Source organism: Alteromonas sp. LOR, from assembly GCF_000753865.1.
GTDB lineage: Bacteria > Pseudomonadota > Gammaproteobacteria > Enterobacterales > Alteromonadaceae > Alteromonas.
The window spans coordinates 45,201-62,825 of sequence record NZ_JQFW01000040.1 but is presented as its reverse complement, the minus strand read 5'-3'; the positions used below and the strand labels follow the sequence as shown (position 1 = coordinate 62,825).

Below are 17,625 nucleotides of genomic sequence, written 5' to 3'. Positions count from 1 at the left end.
AGATAAGATTATTGACGATAAAGAGTGTTGTCGGTCAAAGATTGCTGGCGAGCGCCGCCTACCCACAGGCGAATATTATTAGCGCTTAGTCTCTGATGTATGTCGTGCTAAAAATTGATCATACGGCATTGGCTTATCAAAATAGAACCCCTGCATAAGCTGCACGTCAGCCTGTTCCATAAAGGGTAAGTAAGTTTCTAGCTCTATACCCTCTGCAACAACCTCAATTTCTAAGCTTCGAAGCATGGTTATTATGCCGCTAAATAGCGCATAAGCCTTACTATCTTGATGTACCCCACTCACTAAACTTCTATCCACTTTGACCACCTGAAACTGGAACATACGCAAATAGCTTAATGATGAGAAACCGCTGCCAAAATCATCAAGGGATAGTCTAAAACCAAGCTCGCGCAATGCATTTAATGAACGCAATGCGGTTTTTTCATCGCGTATAAACACCGATTCAGTAAGCTCTAATTCAATGTATTCAGGCGAGACGTGATTTGTACGGCAGATGTCTAAGGCTTTTTCTGGAAACGTTTCATCGAGCATTTGATTCGCACTAATGTTCACCGATAGGGGAATCGCTTCTCCCTGCTGCGATTCCATTATAGAGATATAGTCGCACGCAGCTTCTATTGCATATAAACCGATGGCGCTATCGAGATTGTGCTCCTCGGCAATAGGAATGAACACGGTAGGCGATACCACACCGTGAAGACCAGAAATCCAGCGGCACAGCACTTCTCCACCCTTTAAATTGCCGTGAAGATCGTATTTTCCTTGTATGTAAAAGTCGAGCAAATGATTTTCTACCGCTTTGCGCAGATCATTCACCATGCTTACCTGCTGCGTCATGCTCTCGTATAGGCCAGGTTCGTAAACAAATACCTGCCCTTTTCCCAACTCTTTCGCTCTGTACATTGCTGCGTCAGCGCATTGAATTAGGCTTTTTATTCCGTCACTGTGCTCTGGATAAGCGGCAATCCCGATACTTGAAGACAATCGCAACTCAGTGCCCTTAGCATAAATCACGTCCTCTTCTATTTGCTCTATTAGCCTCTCGCATTTTTCTTTGACACTGCCAGACGCTTCTTCTTTAAGCACCACGAGGAATTCATCCCCTCCCCATCGTCCAACCTCGCCGATAGGCCCAAACATGGCGGTTAAAAGTGCTGCAACTCGCTGAAGTTCCGCATCGCCTTTATCGTGACCTGCAGTATCGTTAATGGCTTTAAAGCCGTCTAAATCAAGGAAAACAAGTAGAAAGGGCTCACCGCTTGCCACATATGAGTCTATAGACTCCCGAAGCCAATTTCTGTTAGACAGACCCGTTAAGTCATCATGCTGTGCTAACTGTCTTAATCGGGCTTCATTGCGCTTTCTGTCGCTAACATCACGCAGCGTAGCGATTAAATAAGAGGAGGTTTGCCGATATGCCTCAAACACGGCTATAGAAATATCGACGACGCGTGTTTTACCAGACAGCGAATCTATTTTTGACTCAAAGCGCAGCTGCTTGTCGAGCATAAGCTGCTCTTCATTCACCCGAGTGGCCGCCAATAGCTCGTTAAAGTCTTCGCCAATGCATTTTTCTTTTACTGGTGCCTCTAACAAACGAATAAACGCGTCGTTGCATTCGGTGATTACAAGGTCGGGAGTTAACACCAGCATGGGCTCTCGCGAGCTTGCAAACGCAGATGCCATTAAATCAAAGGATTGCTCAGCTTTACGCTGTTGAGTGATATCTTTCGTAGTGCCAACAATATTGAGCGCTTCGGCTGTGCATCCCCGTTCAAGCACTCGCCCTCGCAGGCGTATCCATTGGTAATCGGCTTTAAAGCGCAAACGAAACGACACTTCAATACGGTCTCGGTTACCGTGTATCGCCATAGACCAATGAAACTGCAGGTTTTCCATATCATCTTGGTGCACACGAGCCATTAGCTCTATGACAGTGCCAGACCAAGTAGAGCGGTTACCGCTGTAAAGCGAGAAGGAGCGGATCTCCATAATGTCGGTATCAGCGCGCCAGCTCCAAAAAGACTCCTGAGACGCCCATAACGCGAGCTCTAAGTCAGCTTGAGATTGCTGACTTTTCATTAACGCATCGTATAAAAGCTGTGACTTTTCTCTTAGTAACGCTTCCGCTTGCTCCCGGGCATTTCTCTCCCGTTTGAAACGACGCTCTAAGAGTGTGCAGCGCTTGTCACTTTCAGTGAAGTCTTGCGACATACATTAACCTATGAAATCACAGATATACTGAATTCGTAAGTGTGTGGTGTACTAAGCTGATGGGTTTCCCGCTCTAATTTACAGTTAAAATAGCCGGCAGCACCATCCATAAGGCCTTCTGCAAGGGCAAATAGATTGCGTTCAGAGTAATACTGCAATCGCATTGTCGTGTCAGTTCTCGACAATACCTTGAAGCGTGGTAAGTCGGCGTCAGGATAGAGCTTTTTCACCTGTACATGAATATCGTCGTCAAGATGACCCAACATATCCAGCATATTATCGGTATTTGCTAGCACATCACCATGAGCAGCGCCCAATTTTCCAAAAAGATAATAACCAAAATCGTATAGCAGCTCGTTGGCAGACTTTCCGGTTTTTTCCACCAACACACTTAACATTCGCTCCATATCTTCATAAGGGTAATAGCCTACAGCTGTGTAAGCGCCCTCGTTTTCCAATTCTGCTTCCATAATGACGTCATCGGCAAACTCAGGCGACACGTTTTCTTCTAACATGTCGATCAATGACGTAAAAACAATACCCAACATATGCGGTTTCCTTCACTGTTTAACGAAAGTGTAGTCCACACCACACGATAACAACAAAATTTATAGTAGGTTTTCGTCTTGGTTATCACTCTTTTCGAATACAACCTCTACGTTATCTACACGCTGTAACCCTCTTGGCAACTTATTTCCTCTTCGTCCTCGTTCGCCTTGGTAATGGGTTAAATCTTCAGCCGATAGGGTCATATTGCGTTTACCGGCAGCCACTTTAATTGACGCGCCTTCAGGCACAACGGTAAGTACTTTTACATACTCTTCTCTTGCCTGAGACTTGGCTGAAGGGATATTAATGAGCTTATTGCCTTTGCCTTTGCCTAAACTCGGCAAGTCTCGAAGCGGGAACATCAACATACGGCCTTCATTAGAAATACTTAAGCAAAGGTCAGAATCTGGGTTACTAACCGGCATGGGTGTCATGACCTTCGCTGCCTTTGGCAACGACAGGTAAGCTTTACCCGCTTTGTTTTTACTCACCATGTCCTTGAACGTTCCCAAGAAGCCGTAGCCGGCGTCAGACCCCACTAAAAACTTACTTTCATCTGAAGCCATGATGACGTGTTCAAATGACTCGCCACCTACAATGCTAAATCGTCCGGTTAATGGCTCGCCCTGACTCCGTGCAGAAGGCAGACCGTGGGCATCACAAGAGAAGGTGCGTCCTGACGAGTCCATGAATACCGCAGGTTGATTACTCTTACCCTCTGCACTACCGAGGTATCCATCTCCCGCTTTATAACTTAACCCTTCAGCATCGATATCATGGCCTTTAGCACAGCGGGCCCAACCTTTTTCGGACAATACCACTGTTACTGATTCGGCAGGTATTAGCTCTTTTTCAGACAATGCTTTTGCTTCGCCGCGCTCAATGATTGGCGAACGTCTATCGTCGCCGTACTTTTCTGCATCGGCTAAGATTTCTTTTTTAATCAGCGTTTTCAAGCGTCGCTCAGAGCCTAATAAGGTTTGTAGCTTATCTCTCTCTGCCGCCAGTTCTTCTTGCTCACCTTTAATTTTGAATTCTTCAAGCTTGGCAAGATGGCGAAGTTTGAGCTCTAAAATAGCTTCAGCTTGCGTGTCACTTAAACCAAAACGCGATATCAACTCTGGCTTTGGCTTATCATAGGTGCGAATAATATCGATAACTTCATCAATATTTAAAAAGGCAATAAGTAAGCCTTCTAGAATGTGCAGTCTGGCTAGTACTTTGTCTAATCGATACTGTATCCGACGAGTTACCGTGTCTTTTCGATACTGTAACCATTCAGCCAAAATAGTGCGTAAATCTTTTACTTGAGGGCGACCATCTAACCCAATCATGTTGAGGTTTACGCGATAGTTCTTTTCTAAGTCGGTGGTGGCGAATAGATGCTGCATAAGCTGCAGTACATCAATGCGATTCGAACGAGGTGTGACCACAAGGCGTGTGGGGTTTTCATGGTCAGACTCATCCCGCAAGTCGCTCACCATAGGCAGCTTTTTCGCCTGCATTTGCGACGCAATTTGTTCTAAGATCTTGGCGCCAGACGCCTGGTGAGGCAATGCCGTAATGACGATATCACCATTTTCTTCGTGGTACACCGCTCGCATTTTTATTGAGCCGCGCCCTGTTTCATAAAGCTTGCGAATATCTGCTTTCGGCGTGATCACTTCTGCGTCTGTGGGATAGTCTGGCCCTTGAACATGCTCGAGCACGTCGTTTAAATCTGCTTTGCTGTTATCGAGCAGCATGGCGCAGGCCGTTGCCAGCTCTCTCACATTATGAGGGGGGATATCTGTCGCCATTCCTACTGCAATACCCGTTACACCGTTAAGGAGTATGTGGGGCAGTCTCGCAGGTAGCGTACTAGGCTCGTTTAGGGTACCGTCAAAATTTGGTACCCAATCAACGGTGCCCTGGCCTATCTCATTTAATAGTACTTCGGCAAAACGAGATAGCTTAGCTTCGGTATAACGCATAGCCGCGAAAGATTTAGGATCATCAGGTGCTCCCCAGTTCCCTTGCCCATCCACCAGCGGATAACGGTAAGAAAACGGCTGTGCCATCAGTACCATGGCTTCATAGCAAGCCGAATCGCCGTGAGGATGGAATTTACCAAGTACGTCACCTACGGTTCTCGCAGACTTTTTATACTTCGCGTTGGCACTGAGTCCAAGATCGGACATTGCATAAATAATACGGCGCTGTACTGGCTTTAAACCGTCAGAAATATGGGGAAGCGCCCTATCCATGATTACGTACATAGAATAGTTAAGATAAGCATCTTCCGTGAAACGTCTCATCGGGAGCTGTTCCACACCGTCGTTACTAATAATGATCTCGTCACTCATGATAATTTTTTCGTTTTGTTATTAATACCAATGCGCTTGTTTTTGCGAGGTCGCAGTAAAAGTGAGATAGCACGCCTTTTTGGGTTAGTACAAGAGCGTATAACTTCATTGTGGGGTAAACCGCTTGTCGGTGCAAATAATACGAATAAATGAACTAATAAAAAAGACGGAGGCTTATCATTACTGGCGATTCTTTGTTATACAAAGAAAACAGTGGTTTAATAGGGCGTGTTAATCTTTGCTGTACATTTTTGCAGGGTCTGTGAGCTATTTAGACAAGGCGAATGGTTGAAGGTCTAGCGGGCTAAATCGAAACCATTCAAGGCAGTGTAAATAGCTCACAGGCCCTGCCCGAAGGGGGCGTTATGGAAGCATTTTACTCTTTGGCACAGCCCTTTGACTTAGCCCACTAAGCCTACAGGACTGTTTCGCGATTAAAATACTTCCATTTAGCCCAAAACTCGTACAGCAAAGATCAACACGCCCTTATATAAAATTAAAAGAAGAATAGTAGGTCATGCCTTTTTTTCGCACTTTGCTTTTGACTTTTTGTATTGTGACTGCCGCACTTTGCTGTTCATTCAGTTCTGGTGCCCGTGCCCAGCATATTGAACAGTTATATGACGAGAATAGTACGCTCGATCTCTCTGATTCTTTATACTATTTATACGAAACTAACTATCAGCTAAGTATCAGCGATATTGCTCGGCGTAAGAACGATTTTTTAGCCCATTCAGGCAAAAACCCCAACTTTGGATTTCAAGACAACGCAGTTTGGCTTCTCAAATCGGTAACCAATGTATCGAACGAATCTGACTGGGTGTTCTCCATTAATTTCAGCCAGCTGGATAAAGTTGATTTTTATCTTATTCAAAACGGTAATATTATTGCGCAAAGCCATCAAGGCAAATTACAAAAAGAGCAGCGCTTTCGCATACCTACATTGCAAACTCAGATAGATTCCGCGAGCCCTGTCGACATCTACATTCGCGTTGAAAGTCAGTCTTCCAGTATTATTGTTCCACTGCGCGCGCAGTCTGCCGAAAAGCACGGCCGCTATTTTCAGATTGATAGTCTGTTATGGGGTGTATTTTATGGTGGCTTGTTAATTCTCGCTATTTATAACTTGGTACTCTATTTCGGAGTAAAAGAAAAAAGTGTTATTGCCTACGTTGGCTATATCTGCACCGTTATTCTCTGGCAGGTAGTCTGGGGAGGCCACACACACTTTATTTTTGCATACGGTATTCCTGCGTGGTTGGTAGGGCATACAGAGCTTATTTTTGTCTTCATTGGCATTACCTCTGGCCTATTTACCATTACGTTTTTAGAAAGCGAAAGGCACGCTCCAACATTACACCCCATATTGCAGCTAATGCTTGCTACTCAAACCATCATCGGCGTTGTTTGCTTTGCTGACCTATTGCCATCGATGTGGAAGAACAACTTAGTTTATGGCGTGGGACTGGTCTCAATATTAAGCTATGTGTCTGCGGGTTTTGAAGCTTACTTTAATAAGTTTAGACCTGCGAGGTACTTTATTTTTGCTTGGGGGTTATTAGCGACTGGGGCCGTTGTGGGCATGTTGAGTTTACTGGGTGTGGCGCCTGTGAACGATTTCACAACCTACTGCTTTCAAATTGGTGTTTTCCTTGAGGCTAGCTTGTTCTCTATTGCTCTAATGGAGAAAAGTCGTGGGCAGCTAGAATATGATGTAGAGCAGGCCACCAACGATTTGCACAACAATATGGAGTTAATTGAAGAGCAAAACGTACGGTTAGACATTGCTCGAAAAGACGCCATTAAGGCCAGCCACGTTAAATCTCAGTTTTTGGCAAATATGAGCCATGAAATTAGAACCCCACTCAATGCCATTTTAGGGTTTAGTAAAGAGCTAAATAACGCCTCCCTTCCTCCGGATCAGCAAGAGCAGGTGCGAATTGTTAATACCGCTGCCGATAATCTACTTACCATTGTTAACGATGTGCTCGACTTCTCAAAAATTGAAGCCGGCAAGTTAAGCTTAAATAGCCAACCGTTTTCGCCTAATAAGCTGTTTGAAGAAATGGTGGCAATAATGGCTAAGTCATCGCATACCAAACGTATAGAGTTTGTTTTTGAACTTGCTCCCCTACCGGAAAAGCTTTTAGGTGATGTCTTTAGAATAAAGCAAATACTCAATAATCTGCTGAGCAATGCCCTTAAATTTACGTCCTCAGGAAGCATTACTTTGTCGGTAAGCGGTCGCGCGCTCGACCACGGCATTCACGAGGTTAATATTGTTATTCGCGATACAGGAATTGGTATAAGCCGACAGGATCAGAAAAAGCTGTTTAATGCATTTTCCCAAGTAGACGATGCGTTAAACCGGAATTATCAAGGCACGGGTCTTGGTCTTGTTATTAGTCGTGAGTTAGTCAATATGATGAACGGTACGCTCACTCTTAAAAGTACCCTTGGGCAGGGGTCTATATTCAATGTATCGTTAAGAATGAATCAACTTAGCCAGAAGTATGGACTCTCTTCCAATCCTGACTGGCAGGGTAAAAAAGTGGTTATTTTCGATCCTATCCCCGCCACCAGACAAGCGAGTGCCAAAATTCTCAAATTGATGGGTGCAGAAATCACCTGCGCTGAGTCTATCGAGTATCTCAGCAGCCTCAATGGTCAGTACGATTACATAATGGCTACCACACCAGTCAGTCATATAGACTCAAGGCTGCAGCACTTGCGTAAGTTCGTCGAGTTTCCTGCTAAAAATAGGGTGTTGTGGTATTCGGGTCCAGATCCATTTATGAAATATCCCAATTTATACCAGCACTTTTACACCCAAATTCGAATGCCTATGACGATCACCAAACTAGACAGTTTGATGAGAGAGCAAATTATTTCTGGGGTTAATCCGCTTAAAGAAAAAATAAATGCATTGCCAAGAGCAAGGTTGCTCGCGGTGGACGATATAGAAATGAACTTAAAGCTTCTTCATACCTGGCTTGACGATTCGGCTATAGAATTAACTACCACCATTAGCGGGCAAGATGCCGTTAACAAATGTCAAACCCAAGAGTTTGACCTGATTTTGATGGATATACAGATGCCCGGTATGGACGGTGTTCATGCGACTCGCGAAATTCGTAAATCGCCCATGAATATGGGAACACCGATTGTGGCTGTTACTGCTCATGCACTAAAAGAAGAACAGGAAAAACTGCTTGCCTCGGGGATGGACGACTACCTAGCTAAGCCTATTGGAATTGACTCGTTACTCACTTTAATCAAGTCGTGGTGTCATGACATAGAGCCAGGCGAACTTACCTTCCCTTCGGTAGATTGGCAGCTGGCCCTAAAGCGTGCAAATCAAAACCAAGCCGCGGCAAAAGAGTTATTAAATGACTTCATTGCAATGCTGCCAGATACCCTACATGCCCTAGAGTCGCAAATGGAAAGGCTTGCATTTGACGAACTCTCTGCTGAAGTGCATAAACTTCATGGAGCCTGCTGCTATACCGGTTTACCACGGCTACAAAACCTAGCCAAAGAACTGGAAATAGCCCTTAAACTAAAACATACAGATTTGGTTGAAGAGTTTTTGCTGGCATTAGTTAAAGAGGCGCAAAAAATCATTGAAGAAAACAACGTTAACGCCCTGCATTAACCCTAGGGCGCTTTATCAGGGCAGAGACTTTTGCTTTTCTCTACAGGAGCCTCAGCTCTTTTCAGTGAAAGCCTCAGCTTTCTTCAACAGGAGCAGAGCGTGCGTGCTGACACTGAACAATTAATGCAGCGAAATCTACGGCTTCTCTATCAAGTTCAGAGCTTGCTATGAAGATATCGTAGCCCAAACGTTTTCTAAGCTCTACCATACGGTGAGCCAACATTGCTTTGATACCGGTGATAGGGGTGCCATCTTCTAAAACAAAGTGCTTGTCGTCGAACATAGATTGTTCGTAACAGCTTCCCGTCGCACAATTACTGTCCGAGTTGTGCAGCAGCAAAGGACGTTGCTCCATGAGCAAGTGAGTGGCAAGGCGCGGTGAAATGGTTTTTAAAAAGTCGGTATAACTTTTCACCTTAAAACCCACGGTTTCAAGCGCCACCTGATCAAGCCCGTGGCGAATACGTGGACAATCAGCTCGCTGTAAATTATCCCAATGAATACGCCAGCTGCCTAACCGGTGTCGGTAGGTGATGTAGTCTTTAGCAATTTCTAAGCTGTAGTTAGGTTCACGTATTTTAAAGTAACCGATAAGTAAGCACACCAGTGCTGCGCTGGTCATGAAGATACCCGCCAAAAACAGCCATTCGGGAAGAAAGCTAAGCCACAGGGCAGACACAACTAACCCCACGCAGCCGATCACAATGCTCGTTAAACCATTGCTTTTAGAAGCGGCTCTAATATAAATGGGTTCTGCACTACTGCCAGACATAAAAATACACTACCAACATAATAACGGCCCAAAGAAGGTATAAGCGTACACGCTTGCACTTAGCACAATCGGTCTTCCACCAGCGGGAAAAAAGAAAAGGCTTTTTTTGCATATGTGCCAACGCTTCCTATGACAAAATGTACAATCGCATCACGCCTAACGTGCTGACGTGGAGATAGTTTCTATATACGCGATTTAAAAACAGATAGTTTACCTAAGCTCATTACTACTTAAACGCATTACTTTTAAACACATTACTTTTAAACACATTACTTTTAAACACATTGTTACTCAAATCCGTTGATATCTAGACCAATCAGCCTGTGGCGTTGTATTATTCACTCACTAACCTTTTGTGCTGATTGCGCTTAAATGCGGCCACAATGGTTGGGGTAAATACCAAAGATAGAATGACCGAGAAACCCACGCCGCCCGCAATAACAACAGCCAGTGGAGGCCAGAAACTTCCCTCACTGAATAACAATAGCGGTATGAGTCCACCCACCGTTGTAAATGTAGTCGATAATATGTGTCGGCTACAGCTCATTGTTTCTTCCACTATGGCTTTCGTGTCACCTTGCTTAGCTTGCGGGTTAGCATTAATTGCTGCTATCACCACGATAGAACCATTGATAGCAACCCCGATAAGTCCGGCGCAGCCAAGCAACGGATTAAAGCCGATGGGGAGCCCGGAAAGCCACAAACTGAACATACCAAGACCAACGGATAAAATCGCGACTAGCCCAATCACCCCTGCCATTCTTAAGCTTGAGAAAGTGAGAATAAGCGTTGTAATCATTAATACCAACAATACCGGCGCGTAAGTCCCAAGCTGACCTAACGCTTGCTGCTGTTCATCGGCATCTCCTGCTAAATGTATTCGATAGCCTTGGGGTAACACCAAATGCTCATCGAGCTTCTCTCTCAACGTATTGCTCGCATCTATTGCCGGTACATCGGGTAATAAAAATGCTTGAATACGATTAAGGCGCTCGCCGTTAACACGGGTAATACTGCTAGTAGCCGGCTTTAGCGAAAGCGATGTCACGGCCGCCAAAGGTGACCATGAGAGGGCGCTATCATTAGCCACAGGTATGGGCATAGCGTCGACACCGGAGACATCTTGTCTAAATGACTCAGCCAACCTCACTCTGACGGGAACCTCCTCAGTACTTTCTAAAACTGATCCCCCGGTGATCCCAGAGAAGTTAATTTGCATCTGCGCAGCAAGATCGGCCAAAGATATCCCTAAATACGACAAGCTATCGCTATCTGTAACGACGTTAAGTTCTGGCTCGCCCATAGAAATGCTGGCGATTGATTGAGAAATGCCGTCAACCTCTGACATCAGCGCTCTTACCTGCTCTCCTAACTCGTTCAATACGTTTAGGTCGGGCCCAAATATCTCGACTTCCACCGGCGCAGCAATGGGCGGCCCCTGCCCGAACCCTTTCACCACAATTTGAATTTCTGGGTATGCGCTATCTAAATCTTGCTGCAGCTTACCAACGAGAGATGATGCCCCTTCAACCGTGTTGGTGGTTATCACCGCATTGGCAAAATACGGCATATTATCTCTTGTCATGGTTTGATTGTAATACACCGAAGGCGCCGAACCGCCCACTAACCAAGTGACTTGATTAACGCCCTCGTACTGGCGAATTTTGGCATCAACATTCAACGCATAGTCGGTAGTGTTGTTAATACTGCTGCCTTCTTTCGTCCACAGATACACTTCAAACTGGTCTCTGTCGGCACTGGGGAAAAACACATTCGCTAAGCGTGTAGACAGGGCAAAACCTGATAAGCACAGTATGCAAATAACTGAAATAACGAGCTTCGGCTGTTTTATCCAGCGTCCTAGCTGGCGGCTGAAAGCTAACGTTAACGCCGGTGCCTGAATGCCCACCTGCCACCACGAGGAGCCAGCAGCTTTCGTTGTATCCAATGAAGCGCCGTCGTTTTTCGGTAAAAAGCGGGCTGCCAGCGCAGCAATAACTGTAAGAGAGATAAACAAGGAGCCAATTAGGGCCATTACCACGCTAATAGCGATAGGCCCAATAAAGTCGCCAATGTTCCCATTCAGCAAAAATATTGGCATGAAGCCCAACACCGTTGTTAACGTTGAGGCGAGTAGCGGCGCGAATAAATGCGCCACACTTTTCGCCATTGCCCCTACTCGGGTAAGCTGAGGGTCTTGTAAATTGAGTCGAATTTCATCTGTTATTACGATGGCATTATCAATGAGAAGACCGATGGCGATGATCATGCCAAAAATGGACATCTGATGAATTTGTTCGTTATAAAAACTCAGCGAGAACAACGTGAAGGATGCACATAGCGGAAGCGCTAAACCCACAATCCATGCAGCCCTAAAGCCCATGAATAGTAAAATAACCAACATCACCACCGCACAACCCATCAACAAATTCATTGATAAATCGGCTAAACGGGTGGCCGTGTATTCGTTTTGCTCAAAAGCGACTGACGCGGTAAGCGTGCCGCCAAAATCGCGATTAAACTGCTCAACTTCTGCAAGGGCATTTTGAGTCCACACATCAGAGCGTAATGAGGGCTGCATTCTAGCTGCAACAAAAATAGATTCTTCGCCATCTAAAAATGCAATTTCACTGCGTGGCGTACTGTAACTACGAGTGACGCTCGCAATGTCTTCAACGCGCAAGTAGCGACCGTCGCGATTGACTAATGGGACCGATGCAATCATATCAACGCCGGTGAGCCCCTCGCCCACACTAAAGCGTAAGTTGCTCTGTTGCGTGTTTAACATGCCTGCGGGCAACTTGGGGTCGGCATTGCGAATAATAGTGCTAACCTGCTGCAGCGTTAAGCCTGTAGCCGCTAACTTAATGGGGTCTACGCTAACGCTCACTTCTTCGTTAGGCTCACCATATACCCTAACTAATTCAGTGCCGTTAACGTTTCTAAGACGATCGGTAAGCTCTTCAGCAAGGCGAGACATGACTGTAATAGGCGTTGTGTCTGGATATTCGGCACGAAGGGAAAGTAGCAACGTAAAGGCGGTTGCCCCGCGCTTTTCATCAAAGACAGGGTCTAAGGCACCCTCAGGGAAAAGCGCTGACGCAGCCCCAATCGCATCTCGAATCTCGCTAAATAGCTCTTCGTTAGTGCTGTTATCAACCCAATCTTGGGTTTCTATTAATATGACTGAAATCCCCGCCCGAGATGTAGACTTTACCTCTTTGATTTCAAATATTTCTCGCAGCCTGTCCTCTAAAACATCACTGACAAGCGCTTCTACACGCTCTGCCGACGCCCCTGGATACTGGGTGATAATTAGCGCATTGCGCGTATCAATCCTAGGGTCTTCAATACGAGGTAACGAGCCTAGCGCTGATAGCCCGGCGACAATGATGATCACCAAACTTAATACCAGCAGATGTCCGCGACGATAAAAAAGCGTATACCACGGGTAGTCTTTACTTACACCAACGTGAGGCGTTTTCATTACTGTACTCCAGCGTATTGCGCGCTGCTTTGACCGCCGCTTTGAACACCGCTTTGAACACCACTTTCTAGCGCACTGCGCTCAGAGTAAGGTTTACGCTCTGTTTGTGTCTGCGTTTGAGTTGACGCACTGGCTGCGGATACCCGCTGTCCAGGGGAAAGTTTGTGTGTACCGTCTACTATATAGCGGTCGCCGTCTTTTAACGCCCCACGGACGAAGGCGTTTTTCCCATCGGTGTAAACCACCTCGACCACTCTTGCTTCAAGCGCTGTGCCGCTCTCACTTTGCGCTGCATCACTTAATACAAATACCCGCCATAGGCCACGTAGCCCGTTGCTTAATGCTGTCACAGGTAGCCAGCTACCTTCTTCATTGTGCGAGCGCGCACCAAACAAAATAGCCATATCACCAGGTCGTACTTTGTCATTGCTGTTCAGGGTTACCAGAATATCAACCGTTCTGGTTTGTATATTTCTCACAGCAAGGCGTTGGGTGACCAAGCCCGCTGCATTTTGCTCACCAATTTGAATGATGACAGGCTCACCAATATCAAACTGGTCGATAATATCCGCCGGCACTGCAAAGCGAGCTTGAAATTGCTCGTTGCTCGTAATACCAATGACCGCGGTCCCGGCGTTTACAACACTTCCGTCATCAAAGAAGCGTCGGTTAACTTGACCGTCAAACGGTGCGTAAAGCACGGCTCTATCAAGTGCCACATTCATTGAGTTAAGGGATGCTTCAATCTCGTCTACCCTCGCATTGGCCACACTAAGAGAGGCGTTTGTTTCATCAAGACGCTGTGCAGATTCTAGTTTTCTGTCAACGAGAGATTGAGTGCGATCGTTGTTGATTTTAGCTAAGTTTAAATCTGCCTTTACTCGCACTAAGGAGGCATTAAGCTCTTCTTGCTCTGCTCTTAAGCGCTGAGTGTCTAACCGAGCAACAACATCCCCTTTGGACACAGCATCACCCTCTTCAACCAACACTTCCTCTATTTGACCGCCAGTGTCAAATGACAGCGAGGTCGCTTTTGGCGATTCAACTAAGCCGAAGACATTAATTGGCGTTTCAAACTGCTGTTGCACCTTTACTGTACCGGTAGCGACAGACATGGGCGCTCTCGCCTGAGGTGTCTGCGCGGCATTACCTATTCCAGCTGCTACCAACAACAGCACCAGCGCGGCAGTGAAAACAACGATTGCAACGTATAGGGATGCTTTACTTGCTGTTGACGAGGTGTCAGCAGAATTCATATTCATGTTTTTACACTCAGTGATGATGGTTGCAAATGCATAATGCGATGCTAGTATATAAAAACTAGACCGTCCAGTATGATATTATTTATTCGTTATATTCTTTTATTTCGCAAGCGAGGATCATGGTGTCGCAAATAAAAAAACAAGGTAGGCCAAAAAGTGAAGAGAAATCTCGGCTTATCTTACAGGCTGCATCACGACTTTTCTTGAAAGATGGCTTTGCTAAGACGTCTATGGACGGCATTGCTAAAGCCTCTGGCGTTTCAAAGCAAACGGTTTACTCTCACTTTGATGGTAAAGACGTCCTTTTTCAATCGGCCATATCCTCTAAGTGCAGAGCATATCAGCTCGATACTCCTGAAGCTTTTGAGTCAGCGCCACACGAGTCAAACATTACAGAGTGTCTTCATAAAATTGGCAGGCAATATATACGTCTTATTCAAGACCCCGAGACCGTGGGTATATTTAGGGTGATCATTGCCGAGGCTGTTAATAACGCTCACGTGGCGTCACTATTTTATCAAGCCGGCCCGAAACGCTCGCTAGACGCTCTTGGTCATACAATTTGGCAGTTGGGCAAAGGTGACATTTCTCAAGAGAAAGCGAATCAACTTGCCATTGATTACTGCGCACTATTGAAAGGCGAATTTCACACCATGCTGCTATGCGGCATTCACCCTGCAATGAACGATACACACATAAACGAACACGTAGGCCAAGCAGCAGAAAAAATAGCAGTATTGTTTACGCATTATCGCAATAAGTAGTCACAACGATTCACGAAACAAATGCGCGAATTACGCTTAGAGTTTGCCGCTGAAAGATTACTTATACCGCGGTTTGTTATACACTAGCGGCGTTTTCGTTAATGATTGAGTGGCTCATGTCTGACTTTACTGGTAACCATATTCTTTCGGTTAATCAATTCGATCGGGAGGCCATTGAGAAGGTGTTCTCAGTAGCCGATTCCATGCAACCTTATGCAAGACGAGAAAAACGCACGACGGTATTAGAAGGCGCCATTCTTGGTAACCTTTTTTTTGAACCCAGTACCCGAACTCGCGTGAGTTTTGGTACCGCCTTCAACTTGTTAGGTGGTGAAGTGCGAGAAACGACCGGAATGTCGAGTTCAGCGCTGGCAAAGGGCGAGTCTCTGTACGATACCGCAAGAGTATTAAGCGGGTATTCAGATATTATCGCCATGCGACATCCCGCGGCCGGTTCTGTGGCTGAATTTGCTGAAGGAAGCCGAGTCCCCGTAATTAATGGCGGCGATGGTGCAAATGAACATCCTACCCAAGCCCTGTTAGACCTATTTACCATTAAACGTGAGTTAGAATACAACGGCCAAGGTATCGATGGGCTTCATATCGCTATGATAGGCGACTTGCGCTACGGTAGAACCGTGCATTCATTATCCCGTTTATTGTGTTTATTTAATAATGTTCGTTTTACCTTAATATCGCCTCAAGAATTAGCCATGCCGCAACCTGTCATTGATGCTATTGAGCAAGCGGGTCATCAACTTACTATCACCGATACCCTAGAAGGCAGCATGGATGCGGACATTTGCTATCAAACTCGTATTCAAGAAGAGCGATTCCCTTCACAAGATGAAGCCAATAAATACCGCGGAAAGTTTCGGTTAAATCAATCGATTTACACACGTCACTTTCAGTCTAAGACCGTCATTATGCATCCACTTCCGCGAGATTCTCGTATGGAAGCCAACGAGCTAGATAACGATTTAAACCTTAATCCAAACCTAGCCATTTTCCGACAAACCGATAATGGTGTGTTGGTAAGAATGGCCTTATTTGCCCTCACTCTTGGTGTGGAGCACTTGGTCACAAAATACGAACGTGACGTCGTTTGGTACAGCAATAAGAGTAAGTAATTACATGACAAAATCTGAAACACTATTTGCCCGAGCTCAAATCACCATTCCAGGTGGTGTGAATTCACCTGTGCGTGCTTTTAAAGCGGTAGGTGGAACACCTCGCTTTATTACGAAAGCAGATGGCGCATACATGTGGGATGTAGACGGTAAACAGTACATTGACTATATTCAGTCATGGGGCCCAATGGTATTAGGGCACAACAACCCTAAAATAAGAGAGGCCGTTATAGAGGCTTCTTACAGCGGGTTATCTTTTGGCGCGCCAACCGAAGCCGAGGTCATTATGGCTGAAACGGTGAGCAAAATGGTGCCGTCAATGGAGATGGTGCGCATGGTAAATTCAGGCACCGAAGCGACAATGTCAGCAATACGACTGGCACGTGGCTATACGGGCCGCAACAAAATTGTAAAATTTGAAGGCTGCTATCATGGGCATGCCGACTCGTTGTTAGTAAAAGCGGGGTCAGGTGCACTGACACTGGGTGTACCAAGCTCTCCTGGCGTACCTGATAATGTGGCGGGACATACGCTTACCGTTGAATATAACAATATTGAATCGGTTAAAGAGATCTTTAAAGCTCATGGCGATGACATTGCCTGTATTATTGTAGAGCCAGTGGCTGGCAACATGAACTGTATTCCGCCTGTGGAAGGCTTTCTTGAGGGCCTTCGTGCGGTATGCGATGAGTATTCAAGCGTACTTATTTTTGACGAAGTCATGACAGGCTTCCGCGTATCTCGCGGTGGAGCTCAAGAACGTTATGGTGTTAAGCCTGATCTTACCTGCCTTGGCAAGGTGATTGGCGGCGGTATGCCGGTAGGTTGTTTTGGTGGCAGAAAAGATATTATCACGCACATAGCCCCAACAGGGCCTGTCTATCAGGCGGGAACGCTGTCGGGTAACCCAGTAGCAATGGCCGCTGGCCTTGCAGCTATGGAACAACTGCAGCAAGAAGACCTCTATGACTCAATTTTTGAGAATACGCAGGCGTTGGTAGATGGCATGCAGGCACTGGCCGACAAGCACAATATTAGTCTAACTACTAATGTTGCAGGCAGTATGTTTGGGATATTCTTCACCGACGTTGAGAAGGTGACGAACTATAAACAGGCTATTAATTGCAACACCGAGCAATTTAATAAGTTTTATCACGGCATGCTGAACGAGGGTGTATACCTAGCCCCGGCCTCCTACGAGGCAGGATTTGTATCTAAAGCCCACGATGCCAGTGTTATAGAAAAAACACTAGCGGCTGCAGATAAGGTATTTGCTACGCTTTAAGGCATTTGTGTAGTAGCCCTGATTGTATTTATGCACAGAGCAGCTATACCTAGAGAGCACATAAATGTTGTGCTCTCTAGTAATCATTTATCGGCCCTTAAATAGCTAATCTCTTTATTATTAAATACCTTTTTTTGACCA

The 17,625-nt window shown here is 45.7% G+C and carries 10 protein-coding genes; 4 read left to right on the top strand and 6 right to left on the bottom strand.

The genetic code is table 11. The features are described 5' to 3' along the window. Positions 1-78: 78 nt before the first annotated feature. The 3 genes from JV36_RS0112720 to parC are packed head-to-tail and all read right to left on the bottom strand — an operon-like array spanning position 79 to position 5,129. The gene (locus tag JV36_RS0112720) at positions 79-2,235 is read right to left on the bottom strand and encodes a putative bifunctional diguanylate cyclase/phosphodiesterase (protein WP_032095176.1); all 2,157 of its coding nucleotides are present in this window, start codon (positions 2,233-2,235) and stop codon (positions 79-81) included. Positions 2,236-2,243: 8 nt separating this feature from the next. After that, complete coding sequence (locus JV36_RS0112715) at positions 2,244-2,783, bottom strand: heme NO-binding domain-containing protein (RefSeq protein ID WP_032095175.1); 540 nt, start codon at positions 2,781-2,783, stop codon at positions 2,244-2,246. A 60-nt stretch (positions 2,784-2,843) separates the two neighbouring features. Next, positions 2,844-5,129: a DNA topoisomerase IV subunit A gene (gene parC, locus JV36_RS0112710; protein ID WP_032095174.1), complete on the bottom strand. Its 2,286-nt coding sequence runs from the start codon at positions 5,127-5,129 to the stop codon at positions 2,844-2,846. A 517-nt stretch (positions 5,130-5,646) separates the two neighbouring features. Here parC and JV36_RS0112705 point away from each other — a divergent pair. After that, positions 5,647-8,784, top strand: a complete 3,138-nt coding sequence (locus JV36_RS0112705) for a hybrid sensor histidine kinase/response regulator (RefSeq protein WP_032095173.1) — start codon at positions 5,647-5,649, stop codon at positions 8,782-8,784. A gap of 73 nt (positions 8,785-8,857) precedes the next feature. Here the strand turns inward: JV36_RS0112705 and JV36_RS0112700 are convergent, their stop codons facing one another. From JV36_RS0112700 to JV36_RS0112690, 3 genes are all read right to left on the bottom strand, one after another. Then, positions 8,858-9,556: a DUF2982 domain-containing protein gene (locus tag JV36_RS0112700; protein ID WP_032095172.1), complete on the bottom strand. Its 699-nt coding sequence runs from the start codon at positions 9,554-9,556 to the stop codon at positions 8,858-8,860. Between the two features lie 334 nt (positions 9,557-9,890). After that, positions 9,891-13,043, bottom strand: coding sequence for an efflux RND transporter permease subunit (locus JV36_RS0112695; protein WP_032095171.1), 3,153 nt, complete (start codon positions 13,041-13,043; stop codon positions 9,891-9,893). After that, positions 13,043-14,305: an efflux RND transporter periplasmic adaptor subunit gene (locus JV36_RS0112690; RefSeq protein ID WP_235207841.1), complete on the bottom strand. Its 1,263-nt coding sequence runs from the start codon at positions 14,303-14,305 to the stop codon at positions 13,043-13,045. The genes JV36_RS0112695 and JV36_RS0112690 overlap by 1 nt, the downstream gene beginning before the upstream one ends. 119 nt (positions 14,306-14,424) lie before the next feature. Here JV36_RS0112690 and JV36_RS0112685 point away from each other — a divergent pair, with 119 nt between their 5' ends. From JV36_RS0112685 to hemL, 3 genes are all read left to right on the top strand, one after another. Then, positions 14,425-15,069 carry a TetR/AcrR family transcriptional regulator gene (locus JV36_RS0112685; RefSeq protein WP_235207840.1) on the top strand — a complete coding sequence of 215 codons (645 nt, stop codon included), beginning with the start codon at positions 14,425-14,427 and terminating at the stop codon, positions 15,067-15,069. Between the two features lie 116 nt (positions 15,070-15,185). Further along, on the top strand, positions 15,186-16,199 hold the full coding sequence (locus JV36_RS0112680) for an aspartate carbamoyltransferase (RefSeq protein WP_032095200.1): 1,014 nt from the start codon (positions 15,186-15,188) through the stop codon (positions 16,197-16,199). A 4-nt stretch (positions 16,200-16,203) separates the two neighbouring features. Next, positions 16,204-17,484: a glutamate-1-semialdehyde 2,1-aminomutase gene (hemL, locus tag JV36_RS0112675; RefSeq protein WP_032095169.1), complete on the top strand. Its 1,281-nt coding sequence runs from the start codon at positions 16,204-16,206 to the stop codon at positions 17,482-17,484. Positions 17,485-17,625: the final 141 nt, after the last annotated feature.